Source organism: Halocola ammonii, assembly GCF_049334165.1.
Lineage (GTDB): Bacteria > Bacteroidota > Bacteroidia > Flavobacteriales_D > Sanyastnellaceae > JBEGHD01.
The window spans coordinates 282,583-306,857 of sequence record NZ_JBEGHD010000003.1 but is presented as its reverse complement, the minus strand read 5'-3'; the positions used below and the strand labels follow the sequence as shown (position 1 = coordinate 306,857).

At 46.2% G+C, this 24,275-nt stretch carries 18 protein-coding genes; 5 read left to right on the top strand and 13 right to left on the bottom strand.

The window, feature by feature from the left end:
* Positions 1-114: 114 nt before the first annotated feature.
* Positions 115-954 (bottom strand): arsenite methyltransferase, encoded by an 840-nt coding sequence (locus ABHV44_RS05080; RefSeq protein WP_459073575.1) that lies wholly within the window; start codon positions 952-954, stop codon positions 115-117.
* Between the two features lie 60 nt (positions 955-1,014).
* Entirely contained in the window at positions 1,015-1,344 is a 330-nt protein-coding gene (locus ABHV44_RS05075; RefSeq protein WP_459073574.1) for an ArsR/SmtB family transcription factor, read from the bottom strand.
* A 352-nt stretch (positions 1,345-1,696) separates the two neighbouring features.
* Between ABHV44_RS05075 and ABHV44_RS05070 the strand changes: the two genes are divergently transcribed.
* Positions 1,697-3,058 (top strand): TrpB-like pyridoxal phosphate-dependent enzyme, encoded by a 1,362-nt coding sequence (locus ABHV44_RS05070; protein WP_459073573.1) that lies wholly within the window; start codon positions 1,697-1,699, stop codon positions 3,056-3,058.
* 165 nt (positions 3,059-3,223) lie between these two features.
* On the opposite strand, the gene ABHV44_RS05065 is transcribed toward ABHV44_RS05070, so the two are convergent.
* The 3 genes from ABHV44_RS05065 to ABHV44_RS05055 all read right to left on the bottom strand — a co-directional run bounded on the left by ABHV44_RS05065 (position 3,224) and on the right by ABHV44_RS05055 (position 5,866).
* A complete protein-coding gene (locus tag ABHV44_RS05065; RefSeq protein ID WP_459073572.1) occupies positions 3,224-4,027 on the bottom strand; it encodes an undecaprenyl-diphosphate phosphatase in 804 nt (267 codons plus the stop codon).
* Between the two features lie 7 nt (positions 4,028-4,034).
* Positions 4,035-4,979 carry a magnesium/cobalt transporter CorA gene (corA, locus tag ABHV44_RS05060; protein ID WP_459073571.1) on the bottom strand — a complete coding sequence of 315 codons (945 nt, stop codon included), beginning with the start codon at positions 4,977-4,979 and terminating at the stop codon, positions 4,035-4,037.
* A gap of 164 nt (positions 4,980-5,143) precedes the next feature.
* Positions 5,144-5,866 carry a uracil-DNA glycosylase family protein gene (locus tag ABHV44_RS05055; protein ID WP_459073570.1) on the bottom strand — a complete coding sequence of 241 codons (723 nt, stop codon included), beginning with the start codon at positions 5,864-5,866 and terminating at the stop codon, positions 5,144-5,146.
* Between the two features lie 223 nt (positions 5,867-6,089).
* Here ABHV44_RS05055 and ABHV44_RS05050 point away from each other — a divergent pair, with 223 nt between their 5' ends.
* On the top strand, positions 6,090-6,764 hold the full coding sequence (locus ABHV44_RS05050; protein WP_459073569.1) for an MCP four helix bundle domain-containing protein: 675 nt from the start codon (positions 6,090-6,092) through the stop codon (positions 6,762-6,764).
* On the opposite strand, the gene ABHV44_RS05045 is transcribed toward ABHV44_RS05050, so the two are convergent.
* The 3 genes from ABHV44_RS05045 to ABHV44_RS05035 form a co-directional block, all read right to left on the bottom strand.
* A complete protein-coding gene (locus ABHV44_RS05045; RefSeq protein ID WP_459073568.1) occupies positions 6,761-7,561 on the bottom strand; it encodes a PhzF family phenazine biosynthesis protein in 801 nt (266 codons plus the stop codon). The two genes, ABHV44_RS05050 and ABHV44_RS05045, sit on opposite strands and share 4 nt — an antisense overlap.
* A gap of 81 nt (positions 7,562-7,642) precedes the next feature.
* Positions 7,643-10,891, bottom strand: a complete 3,249-nt coding sequence (locus ABHV44_RS05040) for a T9SS type A sorting domain-containing protein (protein ID WP_459073567.1) — start codon at positions 10,889-10,891, stop codon at positions 7,643-7,645.
* Positions 10,892-11,032: 141 nt separating this feature from the next.
* Positions 11,033-11,743, bottom strand: coding sequence for an arylesterase (locus ABHV44_RS05035; protein WP_459073566.1), 711 nt, complete (start codon positions 11,741-11,743; stop codon positions 11,033-11,035).
* Between the two features lie 84 nt (positions 11,744-11,827).
* Between ABHV44_RS05035 and ABHV44_RS05030 the strand changes: the two genes are divergently transcribed.
* On the top strand, positions 11,828-12,520 hold the full coding sequence (locus ABHV44_RS05030) for an ABC transporter ATP-binding protein (RefSeq protein WP_459073565.1): 693 nt from the start codon (positions 11,828-11,830) through the stop codon (positions 12,518-12,520).
* Positions 12,520-15,069: an ABC transporter permease gene (locus tag ABHV44_RS05025; protein ID WP_459073564.1), complete on the top strand. Its 2,550-nt coding sequence runs from the start codon at positions 12,520-12,522 to the stop codon at positions 15,067-15,069. The genes ABHV44_RS05030 and ABHV44_RS05025 overlap by 1 nt, the downstream gene beginning before the upstream one ends.
* A 12-nt stretch (positions 15,070-15,081) precedes the next feature.
* Here the strand turns inward: ABHV44_RS05025 and ABHV44_RS05020 are convergent, their stop codons facing one another.
* The gene (locus ABHV44_RS05020; RefSeq protein WP_459073563.1) at positions 15,082-15,522 is read right to left on the bottom strand and encodes a hypothetical protein; all 441 of its coding nucleotides are present in this window, start codon (positions 15,520-15,522) and stop codon (positions 15,082-15,084) included.
* 340 nt (positions 15,523-15,862) lie between these two features.
* On the opposite strand from ABHV44_RS05020, the gene ABHV44_RS05015 reads away from it, so the two are divergent.
* Positions 15,863-18,607, top strand: a complete 2,745-nt coding sequence (locus ABHV44_RS05015) for a T9SS type A sorting domain-containing protein (RefSeq protein WP_459073562.1) — start codon at positions 15,863-15,865, stop codon at positions 18,605-18,607.
* 333 nt (positions 18,608-18,940) lie between these two features.
* Here ABHV44_RS05015 and ABHV44_RS05010 read toward each other — a convergent pair whose 3' ends face one another.
* From ABHV44_RS05010 to ABHV44_RS04995, 4 genes are all read right to left on the bottom strand, one after another.
* Entirely contained in the window at positions 18,941-21,697 is a 2,757-nt protein-coding gene (locus tag ABHV44_RS05010; protein ID WP_459073561.1) for a PQQ-dependent sugar dehydrogenase, read from the bottom strand.
* Positions 21,698-21,727: 30 nt separating this feature from the next.
* A complete protein-coding gene (locus ABHV44_RS05005; RefSeq protein ID WP_459073560.1) occupies positions 21,728-22,099 on the bottom strand; it encodes a DUF3703 domain-containing protein in 372 nt (123 codons plus the stop codon).
* A gap of 95 nt (positions 22,100-22,194) precedes the next feature.
* Entirely contained in the window at positions 22,195-22,791 is a 597-nt protein-coding gene (locus ABHV44_RS05000) for a DUF3347 domain-containing protein (RefSeq protein WP_459073559.1), read from the bottom strand.
* 76 nt (positions 22,792-22,867) lie between these two features.
* Complete coding sequence (locus ABHV44_RS04995; RefSeq protein ID WP_459073558.1) at positions 22,868-24,268, bottom strand: MBL fold metallo-hydrolase RNA specificity domain-containing protein; 1,401 nt, start codon at positions 24,266-24,268, stop codon at positions 22,868-22,870.
* Positions 24,269-24,275 lie beyond the last annotated feature (7 nt).

The window sequence follows — 24,275 nt, the reverse complement described above, 5'->3', positions numbered from 1 at the left end:
GGCCAACGCGCGATTGCCGGTTGTCGAGCGGAGTCGAGACAAGGGGGAGGAGAGGGATGACAGTATTATTGAAATTTAGTTAGGGAAAACTTGTGGATATGCATCTCGTTTTATTTAACAGCAACCATTACCCGGTTCGCAGCACGCTTCTTGCTTCTCTGCATTAACAGTGATACTGAAAACTCCTGTTTTTCCAGATTTAAAGTCTTTAATCTCCGGTTCGTTTAAGTATTTCGAAAGGATGTCGTTCGGGATGTCGATGGCCTTTTCCTTTTGGATGGTAACGTTTTTGAATCCGGCATCGTGGATGAATTGCAGGTATTCATCTTTTTGGATTGCGCCTGAAACACAACCGGCATACATTTCTGCATCGGTGTGCAGTTTTTCCGGCAACTCGCCAACCAGCACGATGTCAGAGATGCTAAAATGACCTCCGGTTTTTAGCACGCGGTACATTTCTTTAAAAACCTGCTTCTTGTTTGGAACCAGATTGAGTACGCAGTTGCTCACGATCACATCTGCTGAATTTTCTGCAACTGGCATTTCTTCAATGTCGCCCTGGCGAAATTCCACATTGTTGTATCCGAGTTTGTCGGCATTTATTCTCGCCTTTTCAATCATCTTTTCGGTGAAATCGATTCCGAGGACCTTTCCCTCTGGACCGGTTTCGTGACGAGCTACAAAGCAGTCGTTGCCCGCTCCCGAGCCGAGGTCAATCACGTAATCGCCTTTTTTGATTTTGGCAAACTGTGTGGGTAAGCCGCAACCGAGGCCGAGGTCGCCCTCTTCGCTGTAGCCTTCTAACGTGCTGTAGTCGTCTGTCATGATGTTGTACACTTCAGTAGAGCAGCCGCCAGCTCCACAACAGGATGACTGGTTGGTTTCTTTGTCTTGAAGAGCGATTTCTGTGTATTTCTTTCTGACTACCTCCTTGAGATTTTCTGATGTTTCCATGGTTGTGTGTTTTGATTTATGATTATATCGCAATAAAGCGATGGATTCTGTTAAATTTTTTTAGCAGCACACCTGGTCGGGTCCGCTCATGTCAAAAAGTTGGTTGAGCGTTTTTCTGGCGCTTTCCCAGTTTTCCGGGTTGATGCAGTAACAAACGGAAGTACCTTCCACAGTTCCCTGAATCAATCCCGCATCTTTCAATGCGCGCAAGTGCTGCGAGATGGTAGCTTGTGCCAGTCCGAGCTCTTCAACCAAATGGCTGTTGATGCACTGGTTGGCTTTTAGCAGATATTGCAAAATAGCCACTCTGGCCGGATGCGCACACGCTTTTGCCAGGTCCGCAATTTTGTTTTGTTCTGCTGTAAAAAGGTCAGTTCGGGTGACTCCCATTTTTCTTTCTATTTAATACATTGCAATATTACGATGAAAGAAGCGAGAATTGCAAATTTCTTCCGTACTTTTTTTCTAAAATCAGTATTAAGACAGGGTGAAGGACTCAGAATCAAAAGTATTTTAATGCTTGATCTCAACCCTATCAATTTTTTTCCCAAATTTGACTCATGCAAAACGCACAGGTACAATTTAATTTTTGGTGGTGGCAACTTTCCCAGATGAGAGTTACACCTAATTGTGCGTATTCCTAGAGAAGAAAGATAGTTTTCAAATAATCGGAAAGGCGAGTTACACGGTGTAGCTCGCCTTTTTTCATGTCCAATTTTTCAATTCACAAAAACCATTTAAAATGTCAGAAAGAACAAAGTTTATCCTCCCGGAGGAGGAAATGCCAACACATTACTACAACATCGCTGCGGATATGCCCAACAAGCCAATGCCTCCGCTAAACCCACAAACACGCGAGCCAATGGATCCTTCGGCTCTCGAACCGCTTTTTCCCAAAGGCCTGATCGAGCAGGAGGTGAGCACCGAGCGTTTTATCGAAATTCCCGAAGAGGTGAGAGACATCTACAAGCTCTACAGGCCGGCTCCACTGGTTCGTGCCAGAGCGCTCGAGAAGGCACTGGGGACGCCCGCCAAAATCTACTACAAGTACGAAGGTGGGAGTCCGAGTGGGTCGCACAAACCCAACACGGCAATTGCCCAGGCCTACTACAACGCCAAAGAGGGAGTGAAACGCATCACCACCGAAACCGGAGCAGGGCAGTGGGGCTCGGCTCTGAGCTTTGCCTGCCAGAAATTCGGCATCGACCTGGAGGTTTACATGGTGAGGCTGAGCTACGATCAAAAGCCCTATCGCGCGATGATGATGCACACCTACGGGGCCAATGTTTACCCTTCACCGAGCAACCGAACAGAAGCTGGGAAAAAGATCCTTGCTCAAGATCCTGACTCACCGGGCAGCCTGGGCATAGCCATTAGCGAAGCCATAGAAGTTGCGGCTGGCGATGAAGGCACGAAGTACGCTCTCGGTTCGGTGCTCAACCACGTGCTGCTTCACCAAACCATCATCGGCCAGGAAGCCGTCAAACAAATGGAAATGGCTGGCGATGAACCCAATGTGGTGATTGCTCCGTTTGGCGGAGGAAGCAACTTTGCCGGGCTCGCTTTTCCGTTTTTGAAACAAAACATGACCGAAGGAAAGTCGATCCGCTGCCTGGCTGTGGAGCCATCGAGCTGTCCTAAATTGACCAAAGGTAAATTCCAGTATGACTTTGGCGACACCATTGGGATGACTCCGCTCTTACCGATGTACACGCTGGGCCATGATTTTGTGCCAGCCAAAATTCACGCTGGCGGATTGCGCTACCACGGGGCCGGAGTGTTGGTGAGTCAGTTGCTCAAGGACGAGTTGATTGAAGCTCAGGCACTCGATCAGTTGGAGTGCTTTGGTGCTGGTGTGCTTTTCGCCAGAACCGAGGGAATCATTCCCGCTCCCGAAGCCACTCACGGAATTGCCGCTGCCATTCAGGAAGGTGAAAAAGCAAAGCAAGCCGGTGACAACAGGGTGATCCTGATGAACATGTGCGGCCACGGTCACTTTGATTTGGGAGCTTACGAATCTTACTTCAAAAATGAGCTGAAGAATCACGCACTTTCGGAAGAGGATCTCATGGCTCGTTTGAAGGTGTTGGAAGAAACGAAGTGAAATGGTGTCTATTCAGAAAGCCCGATAGCTGCGTTACGCCTGCCTGCCGGCAGGCAGGCTTGTCTCAGACTTTCTGATGCAGCCACAGGGTCGTTCAGTAAAACACGAATTAACATTAAAAAGGCGGAGTTCAATGAAATCAATTTGAGCTCCGCTTTTTTATTTCTATCCAAAAAGCGAAACCAAAATCGCTACTGTTCCCACGATGGCGCAATACACGGCAAACCAGATCAGCTTTCCGCGCTTCACGATTTTGATCATCCACTGGCAGGCGGCAAGTCCTGCTACAAAAGCTGCGAGAAACCCAACCAGCAGCGGCATGCCGGCAATGTTGTCGAATTCACCGGCAGGTGCTTCGATGTAATCCTTCAGTTTCAGTGCGCTCGCTCCCAAAATCGGAATGAGTACCATCAGGAATGAAAATCGGGTGGCTTTTTCTTTATCGACTTTCATGAGTAGGGCAGTGGCAATTGTAGATCCCGAGCGACTGATTCCTGGCATAATTGCCAGTGTTTGCGCAATTCCGATTACTACGGCCTTTCCGTAGGTCACTGGTCCGCCTTTCACGTCTCTCACAAAATAGGTGAAGGACAAAAGCAGGGCTGTGATCAGGAGCATGCAGCCCACAAGTAGTGTTCGACCGCCAAAAAATGTCTCGACCTCTTCTTCGAAGAAAACCCCTACAATGGCGATGGGAATCAAGGAGACAGCAATTTTGGTGACAAAATCCCACGAGTCGTTCCAGCGGAATTTCAGCAAATCGCGAATGATGTTGGCGAGGTCTTTTCTAAAGACAACGATCGTGCTCAGCGCTGTGGCAGCGTGCACCGCAACGGTGAATAAGAGCGGCTCGCTTTCGTAGGCGTTGAGGAGTGCAGCGCCAAGCTCGAGGTGGCCGCTGCTGGATACTGGTAAAAATTCGGTAAGTCCCTGGATGATCCCAAGGATGATTGCTTCTAAAATTGTCATGAGCTAGCTACAGCCATTTTTTGCGTTTGAAGAATAAGAGAGTGAGAGCAGAAGAAACGAGCATCATCCCGATAGCCATCGGATAGCCGTACCTTTCATCTAGCTCGGGCATAAACTCGAAGTTCATCCCGTACATGCTGGCAATGAGTGTGGGCGGCATGAAAATCACCGTCACAACAGTGAAAATCTTTATCACCCGGTTCTGCTCCATATCGACCAACCCGAGAAATGTGTTTTGTAAAAACTCCAGCCGTTCGAAGTTGAAAGACGCGTGATCTAACAGTGAACCCACGTCCTTGATCATAATTCTGATCTTCTCGTAGTTATCCTGCGGGAAGTAATCGCTCTTGAGAATAGACGACAAAATTCGTTGCTTTTCAATGATGTTTTCCCGAATCAAAATGGTAGTCTCCTGCAGAGCAGTGATGCGCAGAAGCTGGTCTCTTTCGAGCTCGTAGTCTTTCACCATGCGCTGTGAGATCTTTGTAATTCGCTCGGTGATGATCTCGATGAGGTCGGCATCGTAGTCGATGCGAGTTTCGATGAGGTTGAGCAGCACATCCGATCCGCGTTTGGCTTTCAGTGCGTAAGTCTTTTTTAGCGCATCGGTAAAAGTCTTGAATTCCGCATTTCTCTGAGTCACCACGCTCTGTCCTTTTAAGATGAAAGACACGGGATCAATGATGTACTCATTGTCTTGCTTGGTGAGGAAGTTCATGTTGATCCCTACTTCGTTTTGATCTTCTGAGTACTTCGAGCTACTCTCAATTTCCTCACTTTCCTGGCGGGTGAAAAGTTCGATGCCGAGTTTGTCTTCCACACAGTCTTTTTCTTCGCGTGAAGCTCTCAGTAAATCGACCCATAAAATGGTTTGCTTGTCCGTCTTGCGCAGGACTTCGAGATTCTTGCTCGTTTTTATGTTGTCACCTTCACGGTAGTAAAAATTCATCATGCGCTCTGTCCTTTATCACGGGTTCTAAAAATCGAAGAGCTTTTCTTTCACTTCAAGCGATTACTCAGCGGATGCCAAATGTAAGCGATATTTCGAATAAAAACTCAATGGAGTTGAGGTGCATTTGTTCTGGTTTTTCCTGAAATAAAAGAGCTCCGGTAAGATTAGCCTTCATTGTTTAGACGGTCGGCAAGTCGAAGTTTTTCTACAAATTTCGCGATGTACTCGTCCTTGTTTTTCGACTTGTACTGCATCACATATCGGGGATGCTCCAAAGGAATGATCTCTTCAAAATATTGCTCTTCCTCATTGAGCTTTTTCAGGTATTTGTAATTCTTGCCGCTGCCCAGCGCTAAGGCTACTTTTCGGTGTAAACCAAAATCAATCTGCTCTTCCATCTTCTCTTTTACAAAAGGCTCAACAGCTTTTTCCAGTTCCTTGCTGTCGTAGTAGTTATAGTTGACAGATTTCCCGTTTTCCTTGTGTTTCAAAAATCCCAGTGGACTCACTGAGTTGATATAGAAATCGCGATAGAAAGCCTCCGGCCCACCGTAGGCATTGATGAACTCGTAAACGAAAACCGAAGAAGGTTCGTGTGTGCTCATGGCTTCCACTTCGATTCCGCATTCACTTTCCATTCTTTTGGTGTCGGTGAAGGGAACTCCGGTGACTCCGGCTCCAAAGCGGCCGGGGTTAATGCCAATGATGTATGTGCGTTTGTTGTTATCAGAATAATATTTCTTGTAGAACTCCTCAGAGATGGGTGTGGCAAATTCATTTTCTCGAAAGGGATTCATCACTCCAACGTCTTTGGGGAGCCTGGTATCGAGCGATAGAGATTCATTGAAAGCGATAACCTTCTGAGCAAATGTCGAATCTTTTGACATGAAAATCGTATTTTACAAGAGTTTCAGAATGCAATATATGAAGCACAAAATTGGTTGTGGAATAGAGCAGATTTAGAACTTCAGAAAACATTCCCGTTGCTGATCATTGTCATGCTTAGCGACAGAAAGAAGAATAACTTTGCACTCTGAAGAATAGTAAAAAAACTTGGGTTTTTACGACCACTCTCAGTTTTCTAAAAAAGTAAATTAACAATCTTACGAAATGATGTTTTGGACAATGGGTTTTAGACAACGAGTAAAATCAGCGATGCTTCTCGTTGCAGTTTTTGGAGTTATTATTCTCAGCAATGTGTGGGAGAAAAATAGCATGACCGACCTAAACAAGAACTTCTCTTCAATTTATGAAGACCGATTGCTGCCTTCGACTTACATCTTTCACCTCACTGATAAGCTTTACGAAAAAAGATTGGCTCTCGAGCATTTGGCAGACAATCCAGTGGGCCATGTTGATGAGGTAGAGCAGCAGCTTGCACTTCACAACAGTGCCATCGACACCCTAGTAGAAAACTTTGAATCTACTTACCTGGTGGCCGAAGAGAGTGCTTCACTTCATCGCTTTGAAGATTCTTACGAGGCTTACAATTTGGAAGAGCACAGACTAATTGAAAAAATCAGGAATGGTGGCGATGTCCATCAAGACCTCCTGGCACTTGAAACCACTTTTTACCTCACAAAGAACGAGCTGACCAGGCTGAGCAGCATTCAGATCAACATCGGAAAAGATCTTACCACCGGCTCAGAGCACAAGTTCGCCAGTGTCAGTTTGATGAACACTTTCGAAATCACTCTGATGGTGATTCTCGCCTTTATCATCGAGTTTTTGGTGCTCGGCACTCGTGACGTAAGACCAGATCCTAAGAAGTTTCGACTGAATTAATCCTGAAGCAAATATTCTCCGTGAGCTACGGTGGTGAAGTTACCTGTGAGCTTCACCATTGACTCGTCCAGAGCACATGTGAACTTTCCTTTTCTCGGGCTTAATTGCAAGGAATGCATTTCGATCTTTTCGAGTCTCTCTGACCAAAATGGAGTGAGCGCAGCGTGGGACGATCCCGTGGCGTGATCTTCCAATTGGCGCACGTGAGGAACGATGGTTCTACTCACAAAATCCACTTCGTTGCCGGGAGCAGTCACCGCGTATCCAAAAATTTCGCTTTCTCTCAACTTGGCGAAATTCGGATTCATAGTGGCGAGTTCATCTTCCGATCCGATTACCACAATGTGCTTGTTGTTGGTGGAGTAGTGGCTGGCGATGTTCACTCCCAGCGCATCCTGCAGGTGATCAGTGACTTCCAGCTCTTCCATGATCGGAATAGGCTCGATCCAAATAGAGCAGCTGCCGCTGGCATCGAGTTGGCCCTTGAGCATTCCATTTTTGTAATGAAGCACTACAGTGTTTAGTGAGTTAGGCTGCGTAAGAAATGCCGTTGCTGCATGAGTGCCATGCCCGCACAAGCCAATTTCCGCATCGGGAGCAAACCATCTTACATGAAAATGGCCTTCTTCTTCTGCCGGCCACAAAAAGGTCGTTGCCGGCTGGTTGAGGTCGGCAGCAATTTTTTGAAATGTTTCTTCTTCAAGTGGTTTGTCCAGCAGGAAAACAGCTGAGATATTCCCCAGGATTTCTTCTTTCGGTTCGTCAAAAACGGCTATGAGTGAATACGGTAATTTCATGGGAGAAATGTAACAAAAAAACCGGCCGGGTGATCTTTTCAATCTGTTGCCCGGCCGGTTGAGTGATTTAGGGAACCTCTTCTAATTCGTTATCTGAACTTTAAAAGTTTTCTTGTTGTTTTTGGTTCTCAACTGCAAGAAGTAAAGTCCTGCTGAAAGTCCTTCGGTTTCTATCAAAAGGTCACCGCTTTGGTTTCTAAACTCTTTGCTGTAAACCGTTTTGCCCTGTGGTGTGTAAAGCACCAAATCGGTTTCTGTATTGAATCCGCCAGGGAGTTCAACAACGATTGGGTTGCCGGTAGCAGAAGGGTTAGGGTAGATCTTCACCTGAGCCAGTGGCGAATCGAACTCACCCACTGATGAGGTCGTGTCCATGTTGATAGTAAAGTAATCGGGGATTTGGATTTCATTCTCCGGATTACCCAAGAGATCTTGAACTCCAGTGATGTTTACATCTATATCTTCGATAACCGCAAGGGAGCTGGCCACATTGTAGCGTGCTACAAATGTAAATGCATTGAGCCATCCGGTTTCATCTGTATTCAGAGAAATCACGCTTGTCGGATCTTCTTGCGGGAAGCCGATAGTTGCATCTGTGCTTGTATCCATTTCTTCGCTAAACACCGCCTGGATTGAGAAGTTTGAGTCTCCCACATTTTCCTGAAGAATGGTGTAAGTGTTCGAAGAAAGGAATTCCACATCTGGATTTTTCGTATCGATGGTCAACACGTTCGACTCTTCGAAGAAAATCTGTTCGTTACCGAAGTGGTCAATACCACTAATCGACTGGATGGAGGCATTTTCAGCTTCTACGTTTTCATCTTCAATGTCGAAAACAGCAGAGAAAGTGAATTCATCCAGCCACTCACTTTCCGTTTCGTTTAGAACAAAAGTTCCATTTGCAGCGCCATTCACAAACACAAATTCGGGTAGCACCCCGGGGTCCATTTCTTCATCAAATGAAACAGAAATTGTAAAGTTGGCCGTTCCCAGGTCGGCATCGGTTATTACTTCCTGCGATGTGCTAAGCGATTGCACCATCGGATTTCTCGTGTCGAGATAAAAGGCATTTGTCATCACCAGCGGCTCCTGGTTTTCCCCTTCGAGGTTTTGCGCTCCGTTCACCTGAAGCGTTATGTCCATCAACTCCTCAAATGTGTCACTCACGTCAAATTCCAGGGAGTAGGTCGTGTTATCAGTCCAGGTTCCACTCACAAAAGTGAGTGAGTTCTCTGTTGGGTCGTCAGCCGGAAAGCTGAAAGAGGGATCCACGCTAGTGTCCATTTCTTCGCTGTAAACAAGGTCGATAACAAACGGACTTGTGCTGTCCTCATCAGAGATAGAGTCTGTGGTAAGCACCACTTCATCTACACGCGGAATCTGATTGTTGAAAATCATGTTTGCGTAGTTTGATGATTCAAGGCCAATAGTTTCACCCATTCTTCTTCCATTCAGATCGTCTGCAGGTGGGTGAATTCCACCCCAGATTCTTGAAAGGCTACATTGGTCAGAGGCGTCTCTGTAAGTGGCCCACTGAAGGGTGATATCCATACTCGGGCCTTCTTCAAACACGAGGAATTCGTTTTGGGGAGCTTCAAACTCTCCCATTCCACCTGGGAAGAACGGGTCTCCGGTAATGAAAGTCAAAACCTCAGCACTTGCTCTCGAATAGGTTGAGTGCCCCGATACGTAACCCGCAAAAGGAGGCGTCACAAAGGTTGGTCGTTGGTAAGGCCACCAGTTTTCTGCCAAAATCCAACCCACTCCTGCTTCATCAACTTCCGGATCTTCAATGTAGTCCGGGCCTTTCCAGGAGTAGAGTTTGATTTTTCCCACATTTTCGTCCATATCTCCTGCAAGTGGATCGCCAGCCTCTACCACTTCAATTTTTCCATCAATCAAAGGAATTCCCTGAGGGTGATAGCTATCGAGTGCCATGTTTGTGCACTGACCCTGATCGGCCATGTAGCGAATTGCAGATACGGGACGAATGTAGTCGTACCATCCTTTAACTCCCCAGGAAGAAATTGCCACATCGTGCACGGCACCTCCCAGAGTAAAGTAAGATTTAATATCCCATTCAAGGTCCGAAAGTGTTTCACCTTCGCCCATCCATTTCTTTTCGAGTTCCGGTTGCTCGTTGACGTAGTTCAAGATGGTAAACCAGTGTCCCGGAGGAGTTTCTGAGTCTGGACCATCTGCCCAAAATTCAGCGAGTACTCTGGCGTAGTCACCTCTGGGAACTACTTGTGGATCGTATGGCTCACCGGTTTTAGGGTTCAAATCCCATCCTTCGCTTCCTTCTCCACCTTCGAGTAGGTCGTAGAAATCAGGATAGTTGGCAAAATCAGTAGGAATCGAATCAATGTTTATTCCACCGATGCTGGCCGGAGAGATGTCCCACATCACTCCATCTGTAGGGTCGAGGTGAGAAGCCCAAACGGCTACTAATGCAAATCCCCACTTGTATGGCGATTCGATCCCAGAATGATTGTCAGTATCCAGGTAAGGAGGAGCTCCCGGATCGTGAAAAACTTTGTATTCATTACCGTCTCTTTCGTAAACGGTGAGGTCTTCTTCATCCATGGCAAAAGGAACCACATTTCCCCATTCGGGACTGAGAAATGGTGGCGTGCTTTCTACGGGGTTTCCGCTCTGGTCGATGGCTAGCTCAAGAGTGAGTTGCTGCCAACGATTGGGGTCTGTAATGTCTGGATTGCCTGGTTCATCCATGATGAGTGGATCGTTAACCGGCTCGTAGTATTCATTGGAATACCCACCTGCCTCGTTAGCACCATCTTGCAGACCAAAAGCAATCATTTGCTCTGCGATGTAATTCCCGAGTTCTGCGGGGCCACCATTTACGTAGTCTGTTCCATTGATGCCTGGGTCGAATCCTACTTCATTGATCATCACATCATTTACCATGTTTTGGATAACGATAGGATTTGGAGCATTTTGAAAACGATGCAACAACAAGCGGTACATGGCGTAGCTAATAGCTTCGCGCTGAGCTTCTTCTATATCTTCGGGTTGTGCCACGCCTTCGAAAGGAACTTCAAATCCTCCAATAGTATTTCCCAGAAAATAAGGTTGATGATCTGGTTCATAAACTGCCCAGGCATCGTACATCACAACAGAGGTGTGCCAAAGGTTTCGGGCATGAACTGTTGGTCTGGCAAAATCGTTTCTGATCGACTCTAAAAGAGTTTCGTTCCAGATTTTGGCGACAGAAGGCTCTTGTGCCTGGGATTTGTTTGGGGTGGAAATGCTGAAAAATAGGACAAGCGAAAAAATCATCACACTCATCCGAGAGTAAAGTGCATTCATGTGATTAAGGGTTTAAAAACGTTAGAGATAAGACTATTTGTTAGTTCCACAAAGATAGCAATTTACAGACTAAAAAAAGTCAAGCCGTGAATTAGAATGGTTGTCAGAATTGAAATCGCAGGAAGAGTAAGGAGTCGTAAACTACTCGGCAGATTTTTCCTTTTCAATAACATCCTTTAAAACATCCCATGTGTTTTTTGCCAAAATGCGATGTCCTTTGGGGTTGGGGTGGATGCCATCGTCTTGATTGAGCGAGTCTATACCTCCTACATCTTTGAGTAGAAATGGAATGAGTTCAACATTGGCTGTATCGGCAACATCTGGGAAAATGCTCTGGAAGTCATCGCTGTAACTCTGTCCCATGTTTGGTGGCACCATCATGCCAGCAAGTACAATTTTGACGTCTGGCTGCGCCTCTCGAACCTTGTCTATGATTTCGTAAAGGTTTGATCTGGTGACAGAAGTTGGGATTCCTCTTAGGCCATCGTTGGCTCCGAGCTCGAGTACAAAAACATCTACCTCCTGCTTGCTCATCACCCAGTCGACTCTGCGCAAACCACTCGATGTAGTTTCCCCGGAAATGCCTGCGTTAATCACGCGGTAGTCATAACCCAAAGAGTCGAGTTTTTTGCCAATAATTTCTGCAAAACCTTCGCCTTCTTCTACACCGTATCCGGCTGTGAGACTGTTTCCGAAGAACAAGATGGTTTTTCCTTTTTCGGAAGTTTGCTCGTCAGTGCTTTCGCTTTGGGGCTGAGTGGTTTTGGTGTTTTGCTTCTCGCTGGAGTTACAAGATTGACTGACAGTGAGTAGTGTCAGGATTGCCGCGTAAAAAAAGTATCTTAATTTCATCGGCTCGAAAAGTAGTAAAAATGACGCTGAAACATTACATCTGTTTCGGGGTTTCAACTGGGGAAATTCTCAATTGGCAGTGGAATGAATGAATCAATTTTAAGCGTAAAGAACCTCACGAAAGTTTACCAAAGCGGATCTAAAGACCTCAAGGTTTTGGATGATGTAAGCTTCGAGATAGAAGCTGGATCAAGTTGTGCCATTGTGGGGCCATCAGGGAGCGGAAAAACCACCCTGCTGGGACTTTGTGCCGGTCTCGATGGAGCCTCTTCGGGCAGCGTTTCACTGAGTGGTGAGTCACTGGAAAACCTCAATGAAGATGAGCGCGCAGCAGTGCGCAACAGAAATGTCGGCTTCATTTTTCAAAACTTCAATTTGCTTCCAACACTCACAGCTTTCGAAAATGTAATGATACCCGTTGAGCTTCAGGGAGAGAAAAACGCAGACAAGAAGGCTAGGGAACTTCTCGAGAAAGTCGGACTTGGCGATCGACTTAGTCACTATCCATCTCAGCTATCTGGCGGAGAGCAGCAGAGAGTTTCTATTGCCCGGGCATTTTCGAACAATCCCAAAATTCTTTTTGCCGATGAGCCAACCGGAAATCTGGACGAAGAAACCGGTGAAAAAATTGAGCAACTCATTTTTGACTTGAATAAGGAGTTGGGGACTACGCTAGTTTTGGTGACACACGACCTTGAGCTTGCTCGCAGAACAGACAAAATTTTCCGCATGAAAGGCGGCCGTTTGGAGAAGACCGAAAGCGCGAAGGTAGACTGATGATGAGAGAAAAGCAGCAAAACAACTGGAGTTGGACCTGGAAAATGGCTTTGCGCGATGGTCGAAAAAATCGCGGCAGGCTTTTACTTTTCATGAGCAGCATTGTGCTCGGAATTGCAGCTCTGGTGTCGATCAACAGCTTTGGCGAAAACCTCAAGGGGCAAATTAATGGAGAGGCAAAAGAACTACTCGGAGCCGATCTCGAGGTAGAAAGCAGACAACCGATTCCACAGGATATTTACAATTTTTTCGACTCGCTCGAGATGGAGATGGTGCGCGAGGTGAACTTCGCCTCCATGGTACTTTTTCCGGGCACGGGAGGAACGCGACTCGTCAACATCAGAGCGGTTGAGGATGGTTTCCCTTTTTACGGATCGCTCGAAACAGCACCTGCCAGAAACGGGAAGAGGATCGGAGGAGAAAACGTTGCGCTCGTTGACCAAACCCTTATGCTGCAGTTCGATGCCGAAGTGGGTGACAGTGTGAAAGTCGGAAAAAACACTTACGAAATTGACGGAGAAGTGCTCTCTGTTCCTGGCCAGTCGGGAATTGCGTCCACTGTGGCACCACCGGTTTTTGTGGAACTTTCTTCGCTCGAAGGTTCCGGACTGATGCAAAAAGGAAGTCGCATCGAATACATCCTCTATCTCAAGTATCCGGAAAATTTTGATCCAACACGATTTAAAAACGAAATCGAACCGCGCCTTGAAGCCAACAAGGACCTGCGCTACGATGACGTGGAAGAGAGGAAAGAAGAAGTTGGCGATACGTATTCCGATCTCACCGGGTTTTTAAACCTAACGGCTTTCATCGCGCTCCTGCTCGGCTGTCTTGGCGTTGCCAGCTCGGTGCATATTTACATTAAAGAGAAAGTGAAAAGCGTGGCGATCTTGCGCTGCCTTGGAGCGAGTGGCCGACAGAGTATGCAGATTTTCCTTATCCAGGTGGCTGTGATGGGACTTGTTGGCGGGACAATAGGAGCAGGGCTGGGGATTGTAGTTCAGTACTTTTTACCTTCTCTTTTTGAGGGCTTCCTACCATTTGAAGTGGAACTCGCAATTAGTTGGACTTCGGTTTTTCAGGGAATCATGCTCGGGTTGATTACTTCCGTTTTGTTTGCGCTCATTCCACTTTTGGCTATTCGCAAAGTCTCGCCACTTAGAGCTTTGAGAACGTCTGCCGGAGAAGGTGTTGGAGGTTCTGAAAAATATTTAGTCTACGGAGGCATCGTCATTTTTATTTATCTCTTTGCCTTTTTGCAGCTCAACAATTGGTTCCGGGCTGCCATCTTCACGGCCGGATTGTTCGTGGCCTTTGGAGTTTTGGTGCTCATCGCTCGTGCTATCATGTTTTTGGTAAGGAGGTTTTTCCCTCGAAAAAGCTCCTTCGTTTTTCGTCAGGGACTGGCTAACTTGTTCAGGCCAAATAATCAGACTCTAATTCTCGTGGTCACCATCGGTTTGGGAACGGCTTTGATCACCACACTTTTGATGACACAAAGCGTGTTGCTCGATAAAGTGAAATTCAGCGCTGCTCCGGAAGGTCGTCCCAACATGGTTTTGTTCGATATTCAGGACGATCAGGTGGAAGAAGTGAGAGAGCTGACCCAGGACCAGGGATTGCCCGTGAAGCAAATGGTTCCGATTGTCACCATGAAAATTCACTCGCTCAAAGGACAGCCAGTGGCCAAACTCCGCGAAGACACCACTTCTACCATTCCAAACTGGGTGTTGCGCAGAGAGTATCGTGTGACCTACCGCGACACGCTTTCGGAATCGGAGAAAATTGTAGATGGCGAATACCGCGGAAGGGTAGAAAACCCTGGCGACTCCATTTTCATTTCTATAGAAGACGAACGCGCCCGCGACATGCAGCTCGAGATAGGCGACAAGGTTTCTTTCAACGTTCAGGGAGCGATTATCGACACCTACGTTGGTAGCATTCGCAACATCGACTGGCAGCGTGTACAAACCAATTTCTTTGTTTTGTTTCCCGAAGGTGTTTTGGAGCAAGCGCCCAAGTTTCATGTTTTGATGACACGGTTCGACTCACCGGAAGAATCGGCTCGTTACCAGCAAGCGGTGGTTTCGGAGTTTCCCAACGTGTCCATCATCGACCTTGAGTTGATCCTCGAAACGGTAGATGCCGTGGTCACCAAAGTTTCTTTTGTGATTCGTTTCATGGCGTTTTTCAGTATCCTCACCGGATTGATCGTACTGATTGGATCTGTGCTCATTAGTCGTCTTCAACGAATGAAAGAAAGTGTGCTGTTGCGAACCCTCGGTGCAAGCAGGAAACAGATTTTCAGAATCAATTCAGTGGAGTATCTGATGCTCGGAATGCTGGCCGGTTTCACCGGGTTGCTCATCGCCTTGTCGGTAGGCTGGGGATTGGCAGCTTACGTTTTTGAAACTACTTTCTTGCCGCCAGTGGTGCCGCTCCTGATCACCTGGCTTTTGATCATTTTCTTCACAATGCTCATCGGGTTGAGTAACATCCGTAAGGTGACCAACAATCCGCCACTGGAAGTTTTGAGACAGGAGGAGTAGAAGTGCCTGAGCTTAGAGCCAACTCCACATGGAGAGGTAAGCTATGCCTACAAAAAGGTAGGTTTTAAATTGCCACTTATCGAAGTTTCGAATGATTGTGGGAGTTTCGAACAAGAAAAATCCTGCTCCAGCTAACAATCCAGCAGTCTCAATCCAGGCTGGCAGCAATAAGTATTGTCTGAAGAAGAGCACTGATGAAAAAATCAGGAAGCAGATTGCAAACATGATGGGGCGCCAGAGCATGCGTCTCGACAATCGCTTTTTAGCAAACAGGCGAACGGGAATTACCGGGAATAGGTAAATCATAAATGCAGCAATCGAAGGTGGAAAGATCAAAATGGCAAGCGGTGCTTTTACCTGAATCAAAATAGCACTGACCACTGTAAGACTCATCAATACTAAAGCAGGAGGTAAATGAGAATAGTTCAAATTTGATTTTTGTATTCCAGTCATGTCAAAATCTGTTTTAGAATGAAGTTTCTACGAAAGGTAAAATAATAGATTTAGGAGAAATTGGCATAAAACGGGTTGTAAAATGACGGCTTCTGAAAATTGTGTTCTTCGGGGTGGATTACAATTTGGTTAGTGGCGTGAAAGAAGTGGATCGCTCTAATCTTTAATCAGACGGCAGAGTCTAGTTGTTTGTAGTAAAAGATGTTAACAATCGGTTATTAAATAGTCCTTGCGAAATTGGATGATTCCGATTTAAAACCAGAAAACTTTTTATTAAGTTGCGGAGTCTTAACAGTGTGTTAAGGATAAAGTATTTATTAGTAAACCTAAATTAATCATTATGAAAAACAGATACTCTTGGCGTAATGCCGGAAGAAAAGTTTTTAGTGTTATGGGAGCACTACTGATGGCAGTTGCCTTTGGTGGTTACACTCAGGCACAAACAACGTGTGAAATAACTAACATGCAGGGCGGAATTGCAGCTGGATCCGTAGGTATTTGGGGACAAGCAGATCAGGGTATGGCCGTCATGTTTGATCCTGCTGGGTCTGGTGATGCTGGTGATCCGGGATGCTTCCTGGAAGCCCCATACACCTACACAGTAGACACAATTCGTTTGAACCTTGCTGATGCATCTATTTTTAACGGTATTGATAGTGCACCTGGAACTTTCGAATATGTAGTAAAAATCTGGGAAGCAGTAGATGGTGGTGATGGCTGCCACACTGTTGGTTCAGAGCTTTGGACTTCAGGAACATTGTCACAAGTAATGGATGACTCTGGATTCTACCCTACTGACTTAGGTATCAGCGGTGGAGGATTGGATGTGACCGGACCTTTCTTCGTGTCTCTAACAACTGTCAGCTGGGACGGAGATCCTACTACTGCACCTTCTGCGCTTCTGTGGGATGCAGTTCCCAATGAACTTTGCCGCAGTTATGTTTTTACATACAACACGGAAGATCCTCCTGCTTTGGAAACAACTGATTTCCAGAATTTCTTTGAAGGAACAACAGGATGGCCAAACATCTCTATCGTAGGTTCTTACCCAGAGCCAGTAGGAGACACAGACATCGCTGTAAACAGCGTGACTGCACCAGCTGAAACTCAGCTTGGAATTGCTTCTGTGGTTTCTGCTGAGATCGAAAACCTCGGAGACCTCAACGAGCAGGATGTTATTGTTAGCCTTCTTGAAGACGGAACTGAAGTAGCAACTACTGCTGCCAACATCGCTTCAGGAGCTACAGCGACTGTTGAATTCAACTACGTTCCTACAGTTCTCGGTGAAGTTGAGCTCACTGCTCAGGTTGCCGTAGATGGAGACGTTGACACAGCCAACGACATGGCCACTACAAACACAACTGTTGTTGAGCCACCAAACGAATGCGCTATTGAAGACGAAGATTTCGAAAGCTTTGCTGATGGTGACTACCTCGCAGAAAACAGTGACAACTGGGCTACCTGGAGTGGTGGCGGTGCCGGAACTGCAGAGGATGTACAAATCTCTACAGCTCAGGCCAACTCTGGATCTAACTCAGTGATTGTTACTGGCGATGCTACAGATGCACTCCTTCTTTTGGGAGATGCTACTACTGGAATGTGGGAAGTAACTAAAATGATGTACGTGCCTACTGGATCTTCAGCTTACTGGAACCTTCAGGGGAATGCTACACCAGGTAACGTTTTCGTTTTCGAGTGCTACATGAACGCTGATGGTACCGGAGAAATCGTAACTGATGCCGGTGCTGTAACTGAAGAATTTGGTGACTACCCACAAGGTGAGTGGTTCGAAGTTCGTCTCACTGCTGATGTTGATCAGGAAGTGGTTAACATCTACATCGATGGAACTTTCGTAAACCAAATCCAAAGCGCTGATGACATGAACCTTTCAGCAATTGATTACTACCCAGCTGGTGGTGACGGAGCGGATGAGGCTTCACGTACTTACTACGTAGATGACGTAAGCGTTTGTCCATTCGACAACGGAGGTCCTTGTACTGCATTTGCTCTCGAGTTTGACGCGACTATCGAAGGTGACAACACCGATGCTGAAATCTTTGATGAAACAGTAATCGGTAGCTGCTGGACGGATGACGGAGCAGACGGAGACGTTTGGTTCGAATTCACAGTTCCAGAAGACGGAGACTACGGTGTAACTACCGACCTCGAAGTTCTGGATAATGACGATACTCAGCTTGCAGCTTACACAGGTGACTGCGATGGTGAATTGACAGAAATTGGTTGTGGAGATGACGTGAGTTCGACTAACTATCTTTCTACAATGAACCTTGAAGGTCTTACTGCAGGAACTGTAGTTTACATCCAGGTTGATGGATGGGATGGCACAACCGGTAACTTCCAGATTCAGGTGACTATGGCAACTGAGCCACTTCCAAATGACGAGTGTGACGGAGCTACAGATCTTTCTGATCTTCTCGGACTTGAGCCAGGTCAATCAGCTTACTCAGATGTTTCTACAAACATTGGAGCAACTGTAGGTGAAAATGACGAGCCAGGTTCTTGCTTTGACGATGAGTCTTTAGAAGGTAACGTTTGGTTCACGTTTGAAGGTGACGGTGAAACTTACTTCATTGAAACGATGGACTGCGAAGGAACTGCAGAACCACACAACGATGACACTCAAATTGCGATCTACGAAGGGTCTTGTGGAAGCTTGACTGAAGTAGCTTGTAATGAAGACATTGACTTCGGTGCGCAGAACTACCTTGCAGGAACAACTTTTGCCACAGAAGAGGGTGTTACTTACTTCATGCAGGTTGATGGATGGGGTGGCACTACTGGTCAGTTCTGTATTTCATTTACAAGAGAAACTGGAATTGATGAAAATGATGCTATCGACTACAGCCTCTATCCAAACCCAACTAATGGAAACGTTACACTCACTGCCTCTGAAACAATTGAAGGTGTGAGAGTACTCGACATGGTTGGAAAAGTTGTGAAGACTGTTGGAATTGATGCAGCTACTCAGGTAGAAATCAATATGAGCGATCTTCCTTCAGGTGTTTACTTCGTAGAAGTATCTGCCGCTGGAAACCAATACGTAGAAAGATTGATCAAAGAATAAGTTTTAGATCTGATCTTATAAATCTGAAAAGGCGGGCTCGTTTGAGCCCGCCTTTTTTGTTTCTGTGCATACAGGGTTAGTATTTACTCTACCCTCGAAATAAGGAAGAAGATTTATAGGATTGATTCTGAAAGGGTAGGTTTCTTAAAAAATTAATCTCTTTAATTGCCTTTTAAAGAAAACTAATTGGAGGTCCTTATTCTTTCGAGGAAAGGACAAGCTGAAACCCATTCTTAACTGAAGCTACGAAGGCCACTGCTTGCAACACCTTGATGGTTTTGCAGTAGTAACCAAACAACAGAAAACTAAGCTAATAAACTACTGAATGAAAAATCATTCTTCCCGCTGGCCGATCATCAATTTTTTGGACGAAGTAAAGCTGTTTGTTTCGAGTTGGATGAAGTAAATGCCAGCTTGAAAATCGCTTACCGAAAGGTCGAACTCGATGTTATTTTCAGAAGTGCCCTCTTCGTCCAAAACAAGTTGGCCAGTGCTCGAAATCAGTCGAACTCTAAACGGTCCCGAGTAAGCTTTGCTGAGAACTCTCACTTGATCCACGGCCGGATTTGGGAAGACCGTAAAATCCTCGAAACGATTGCTGGAAATAACTTTCTTCACTTTAGAAAAACGAAAGACGTTTTCCTCTGTCATGATTTTTAGTGAGTAGTAGTTTGTGAGACCTGGAGGATAGTGATCGAGGTAAGTGTTTTTGCTGATGTCGCCATTTACCTGTACCGTGTCGATAGGGTAGAGGTCAAATTGATTTTTCCCACGAAGAACAATCACTTTATCGATGTTTTCTGGGTGTGTCGAATTCCAGCTGAGTAGAGGTCCCGTGTTCACCACAGAGTAGTCGAAGTTTGTGAACGCTGGCGTAGGCACCTCCCCGCAGTAAGGATGGATCTCCAATTCCTCGGTAGTTGCCAGTCCGTAGTTATCTTCTACATCGATTTGAATTCTATAGTAGTAGGTTGGGCCATGGCAGCCGACTGTCGACAGATTGTAAACCGTTGAAAAAAGGTCATGGGTAATGTCGATGTGGTAGTGCGTGTTGTGATGGAGGTTTCCCGTCCAGGTAGGGTTCAGGTCGCTTTCGCTCTCTTCGCTGTCGCTCACCCAGGCCGTGAGTGGAATTGAAGAAGGGTGATCTAGAGGATAGAACTCACCTTCGTTGAAAGGAGCGATGTCTACTCCAGGAGGTGAGTTGTTTAGCGAGATGCTCACAGAGGTGCTGTCCTTCCGTTCGAGTTCGTCTTTTACCACCAGGCTCGCCACAATTTCTTCAGGGTCGCTGCTTTCAGAGGTCAGCTCAAGATCGAGAATTTCGTCAGTGTATTCCTCACCGTCTACTGTCCACTGGAAGGTGAGTTCGCTGTCTACCGGACTATAAGATCCACTGCCATCCAGCGTTACCGAAAGCGGGCTGTTGCCAAAGGTTGTGTTGGGTTCAATTTCAGCTACCGGATCTTCACTTTGCCCGAAATAGATTTTTTTTATGTGACCAGGAAATTCCAAAATGTAGAGTGCGTCCTCGTGAGGGTTGTATTCGATATGATAGATTGCGAATCCTTCCTGATCGAGAAAATCTCGCATAAGTAATAACTCACCATCTTCCGAAATTTCGAATGCTTTAATCCAGCCATCATAATCGGCTATAAAGAAAAGCTCGTGATAGTCTTGCGGAAAAGACTCGCCACTGTAAAAATCGCCTCCAATGGCAGCGTATCCACCGAGGCTGTCGTACTCAATTCCACTTTCAGGATCGGCTATCGAAAGCGGCTCTGCAACGCCTTCGGAATTGTATTGCGGGATGTAGCCCTGCGTGTTTGAGCTCTGCCATTTGTTCGTGTAGGTAATGGCTGGCGTGCTGTGCTCAAAGGTGTAAGGGTAGGGAATGGTGTCATCCGGGGAGCAGGGCTGACTAAAAACTACATTGCCTTGTTGGTCTTGCTTTAGCAAATCGTCAAAACGGAAAAACTCTAGCTCACAGCTGCCTGTTCCGTAAAGTGGATTTGGCGCATAGAGGTTTTGAGCCTGCGCAAAAACAAACGTTTCGTGCTGTAATATTCCTTCAAAGTGCGGCCATCCGAAGTTCATTTCAGGTCTGTTGGCGATGTTGATTTCTTCTCTTTTCCCGGAGCCCACATCACCGATGTAGATAGTTCCCGGATCTCCGTCAGCGGGGTTTGTAGAACCAGTTCCCGAAAGAATGCGAAAACGGTAAGGGTTTCGGAAACCCAGGCTCCAAACCTTGCTCTGTGCGGAATGTGGGTTTTGTGGATCGTAGTAGGGGTTAGATGGAAGCCCCATGCCTGTTTCGGGATCAATTCTGAGAATCTTTCCGTTGTAGCTCTGCACCATCTGAGCGCGGTAGGAGCCGCGTTCCTGCTCAGGAGGAATAATGCCGTCTTCCAGGGCACTTTCTACAAAGGCACCGTTGTAGGGCGGTCCTTCTCCTGTGTAGGGCCAACTGTAAGTGGAGCCGTCACCAGTTCCGATGAGCAATGTTCCGTCATCACCAAACTCGAGCGTGCCCATTCCATGCGAGGTGTGAAGCTGAGGAACACCGTTGTGAATCGAGTCGCCTAATAGAATGAACCGCGAACTGAGGTCCACCGATTGGAAGTTGTCTTCCACATTTGCCTGGTAGCGAGTGACCCTTCCAATTGAAGCTGCATCGTAAATTGTGTTTTCCGGATCGTAGTCGGGAGTGCCGTAATAAAGCAGATAATTTCTTTCAACCTTGTAGGCGAGATAGATCAGCCCGTTTTCTGTGAAATTTGGGTCGAGTGCCAGTCCGAGCAAGCCGTGATCGCCATTGCTGCCAACTTCCTCTGTGAGATCCAAAATGGGGTCGGGGAGAACTTCACCGTCTGGCGTCATCACAAAGACCTTCCCTTCCTTGGTCCAAATGTAAGCCTGGTTGTTTTCGTCAAAGGTGATTCCACTTGGGAAGCCCACTTCGCTGGAGTTTACAACCATCTCTTTTGTGAATCCTTCTACCGCAAACTCATAATCCTGCGAGTGGCCAACGGTGATTTTTAACAGTAGAAGTACAAATAGACAAAAAGTTGGGAGGTTAAAATTCATTACGACTTGTTTCGTTTTTTGAGAATTAATCTATTGGACGCCTGCCTCTTGAAAGATTTTTGCAAGGTCCGGCTCGATAGGTAGCGATTTTAGAGGTGGCACATTTGCTCCTCCGGTATTGCCTACAGGAATTTTTCCCACGAAAGATTTCACACCTCCAACCAAGAGTCGGGGCAGTTGACCCAAAATTTCTCGGGTATTTTTTATTCGGAAACCGAACTTGAGCATTTTCCAGTGGGCCAAAGAATGCTCCAAAGGATAAGCCTGGCCAAGAACGTGAGCACGCTCCAGATGTCTCCAGGCGAGTTGAAAATTATTCTTGTCAATTGCCAACTTGTAGCCCGATAACTCCACTCTGTAATGTTTCTTCAGAGCAGAAGGCATAACTGTATTCAAACGCATGTGCTGACTGAAATTGTTTCAGCTCAAAGTTAAAATAAAGTTTGCTTTAACTTAACTTCAAAACATTGCAGCACTTGAAATCGCCAGGGCCTCGATTAAAGTTCTTCTTCCGTCTTGCCGCACTTCATCATTTTGTCCCCGAAGTAGGGATTGCGAATTTCTTTCGACTCGCTAATCCAGTGAGCACCCTGGTTGTCGAAAGCCATTGGACAGAATTGGTGATAGAGCTTTTTGCCCTCAATCGGATTTTGCTTCAAGAAAGTATACATCTCTTGCGAAATGCTGTGAAAAAGCTCGCGTTGCTTTTCAATGTCTTTGAGATTTGAAATTTCTTCTGCCTGTGTTTTTACTTCAGCCAGGTCTTCATTGTCTTCGATTTTTTCAGCAAGGTTGGTGCCCGCTACCTGAGCAAATTCTGCATTGGAGCTTACCAGCGATTTTTTGAGTGTCAGGTATGCAGTTACTATCGCGTAGGAGTCGCTCTGCATATCTTCAGAAGAATACTCTGAGGAGCTCAGTTTTTCGAGCATTTCTTCTGTTTTACTTTTTTCCTTTGAGCTCGCTTCGGTATTTTCTGTTTTTGTTGACTCGTCATTCGAATCTGATTCGCCAGAGCCACCTTCAGAGCAAGATGTAAAAGTGAAAAATGCCAGTGCAAAAAGTATGGTGAAAAAAGAAGTACGCGATTTCATGTCTTTTGATTTTGGTTTGGAAATGTGAAAGTAGAGCAAAGCTAATTGCAATCAAATTTTCCCAAAGAAAAAATGATCAAATATCGTATGTGACTTTCCTTTCGGCCACTGTGACATCGTAAAATCCTTTCTCTCTGAGATTGTCGCGCAAGTTGTCCAATGCAGAAGGATTGCCGTGCACCAGGAATACACGTTTAACGAGAGATGGGTCCTGGCACGATAAGAATTGAATCAGCTCGTTGCTGTCGGCATGGGCACTGAAAAAGTCGATGTTGTAGATGTCAGCCTTCACATCTATTTCGTTGCCGAAAATGGTCACCTGCTTGTCGCCTCTCAGGAGTCTTCCGCTAAGCGATGAAGGCTCACTGTAGCCGATTATGAGAACTGAGTTTTTTTGATCACCAAGGCTGTTTGCCAGGTGGTGCTTCACTCTTCCGGCATCGGCCATTCCCGAAGCCGAGATGATAATGGCCGGTCCTTTTAGGGCATTTAGTTTTTTGGAATCCTCAGCCTCTCGAACGTAGGTGAGGCTTTGAAAACCAAACGGGTCGGGGTCTTTTTCCATAAACTTCAACGTGGCTCTGCCAAAACACTCAGGATGGTTGCGCATTATTTCGGTGGCATTGATTGCGAGTGGACTATCCACAAACACGGGGACTTTTGGCAGCTTTCCTTCCAGCTCGAGCTTGTTGAGAGTGAAAACCATTTCCTGGGTTTTACCAATGCTAAAGGCAGGAATAATGAGCTTGCCTTTTTTCATCACGCAGGTTTCCTCTACTGCTTTCTGGAGGCTTTCCTTCGCTTGTTTAATAGATTCATGCAGTCGGTCGCCATAGGTGCTTTCGCAAATGATGTAGTCAGCCTGAGGAAACGGTTGTGGTTTTTTTAAAATTTTATTGATATAGCGCCCCACATCTCCCGTAAAGGTGAGTTTCTTGGTTTTGTTGTTGTCTTTGATTGTCAGATTAACAGCCGCTGCGCCAAGGATGTGGCCGGCATCTGTGAACTTCACTTTCACTTCATCATCAATCTTAAATTCTTCGAGATAAGGAATGGTTACAAAGTGATTGAGGCATCGCTCCACATCTGCCTGGTCGTAGAGTGGTTCGATCGGATCCATGCCGCGTGAAGCTCTTCGCTTATTGATAAACTTCACATCGTAAAGTTGGATGTGCGCACTGTCGGTCAGCATGATTTTACAAAGATCGAAAGTGGCAGGAGTGGCGTAAATTTTACCGCGAAAGCCATTTTTCACAAGTAGCGGAATGTTCCCTGAGTGGTCGATGTGCGCATGGGAGAGAATCAGGTAATCTATTTCCTCTGGCTCGAAATCGAAGTGGCGATTGCGTTGTGCACTCTCGGCACCACGCCCTTGAAAAAAACCACAATCGAGAAGCACTTTCTTTCCGCTGCTAAGAGTGATGAGGTGTTTACTTCCAGTCACCTCACCGGCAGCTCCATAGAAATTTAGTTTCATTTTCCTT

Bases quoted from the DNA above. Each gene is read 5' to 3' on its own strand.
- ABHV44_RS05080 (WP_459073575.1), bottom strand. From the start codon at position 954: ATGGAAACATCAGAAAATCTCAAGGAGGTAGTCAGAAAGAAATACACA.
- ABHV44_RS05075 (WP_459073574.1), bottom strand. From the start codon at position 1,344: ATGGGAGTCACCCGAACTGACCTTTTTACAGCAGAACAAAACAAAATT.
- ABHV44_RS05070 (WP_459073573.1), top strand. From the start codon at position 1,697: ATGTCAGAAAGAACAAAGTTTATCCTCCCGGAGGAGGAAATGCCAACA.
- ABHV44_RS05065 (WP_459073572.1), bottom strand. From the start codon at position 4,027: ATGACAATTTTAGAAGCAATCATCCTTGGGATCATCCAGGGACTTACC.
- corA (WP_459073571.1), bottom strand. From the start codon at position 4,979: ATGATGAATTTTTACTACCGTGAAGGTGACAACATAAAAACGAGCAAG.
- ABHV44_RS05055 (WP_459073570.1), bottom strand. From the start codon at position 5,866: ATGTCAAAAGATTCGACATTTGCTCAGAAGGTTATCGCTTTCAATGAA.
- ABHV44_RS05050 (WP_459073569.1), top strand. From the start codon at position 6,090: ATGATGTTTTGGACAATGGGTTTTAGACAACGAGTAAAATCAGCGATG.
- ABHV44_RS05045 (WP_459073568.1), bottom strand. From the start codon at position 7,561: ATGAAATTACCGTATTCACTCATAGCCGTTTTTGACGAACCGAAAGAA.
- ABHV44_RS05040 (WP_459073567.1), bottom strand. From the start codon at position 10,891: ATGAATGCACTTTACTCTCGGATGAGTGTGATGATTTTTTCGCTTGTC.
- ABHV44_RS05035 (WP_459073566.1), bottom strand. From the start codon at position 11,743: ATGAAATTAAGATACTTTTTTTACGCGGCAATCCTGACACTACTCACT.
- ABHV44_RS05030 (WP_459073565.1), top strand. From the start codon at position 11,828: ATGAATGAATCAATTTTAAGCGTAAAGAACCTCACGAAAGTTTACCAA.
- ABHV44_RS05025 (WP_459073564.1), top strand. From the start codon at position 12,520: ATGATGAGAGAAAAGCAGCAAAACAACTGGAGTTGGACCTGGAAAATG.
- ABHV44_RS05020 (WP_459073563.1), bottom strand. From the start codon at position 15,522: ATGACTGGAATACAAAAATCAAATTTGAACTATTCTCATTTACCTCCT.
- ABHV44_RS05015 (WP_459073562.1), top strand. From the start codon at position 15,863: ATGAAAAACAGATACTCTTGGCGTAATGCCGGAAGAAAAGTTTTTAGT.
- ABHV44_RS05010 (WP_459073561.1), bottom strand. From the start codon at position 21,697: ATGAATTTTAACCTCCCAACTTTTTGTCTATTTGTACTTCTACTGTTA.
- ABHV44_RS05005 (WP_459073560.1), bottom strand. From the start codon at position 22,099: ATGCGTTTGAATACAGTTATGCCTTCTGCTCTGAAGAAACATTACAGA.
- ABHV44_RS05000 (WP_459073559.1), bottom strand. From the start codon at position 22,791: ATGAAATCGCGTACTTCTTTTTTCACCATACTTTTTGCACTGGCATTT.
- ABHV44_RS04995 (WP_459073558.1), bottom strand. From the start codon at position 24,268: ATGAAACTAAATTTCTATGGAGCTGCCGGTGAGGTGACTGGAAGTAAA.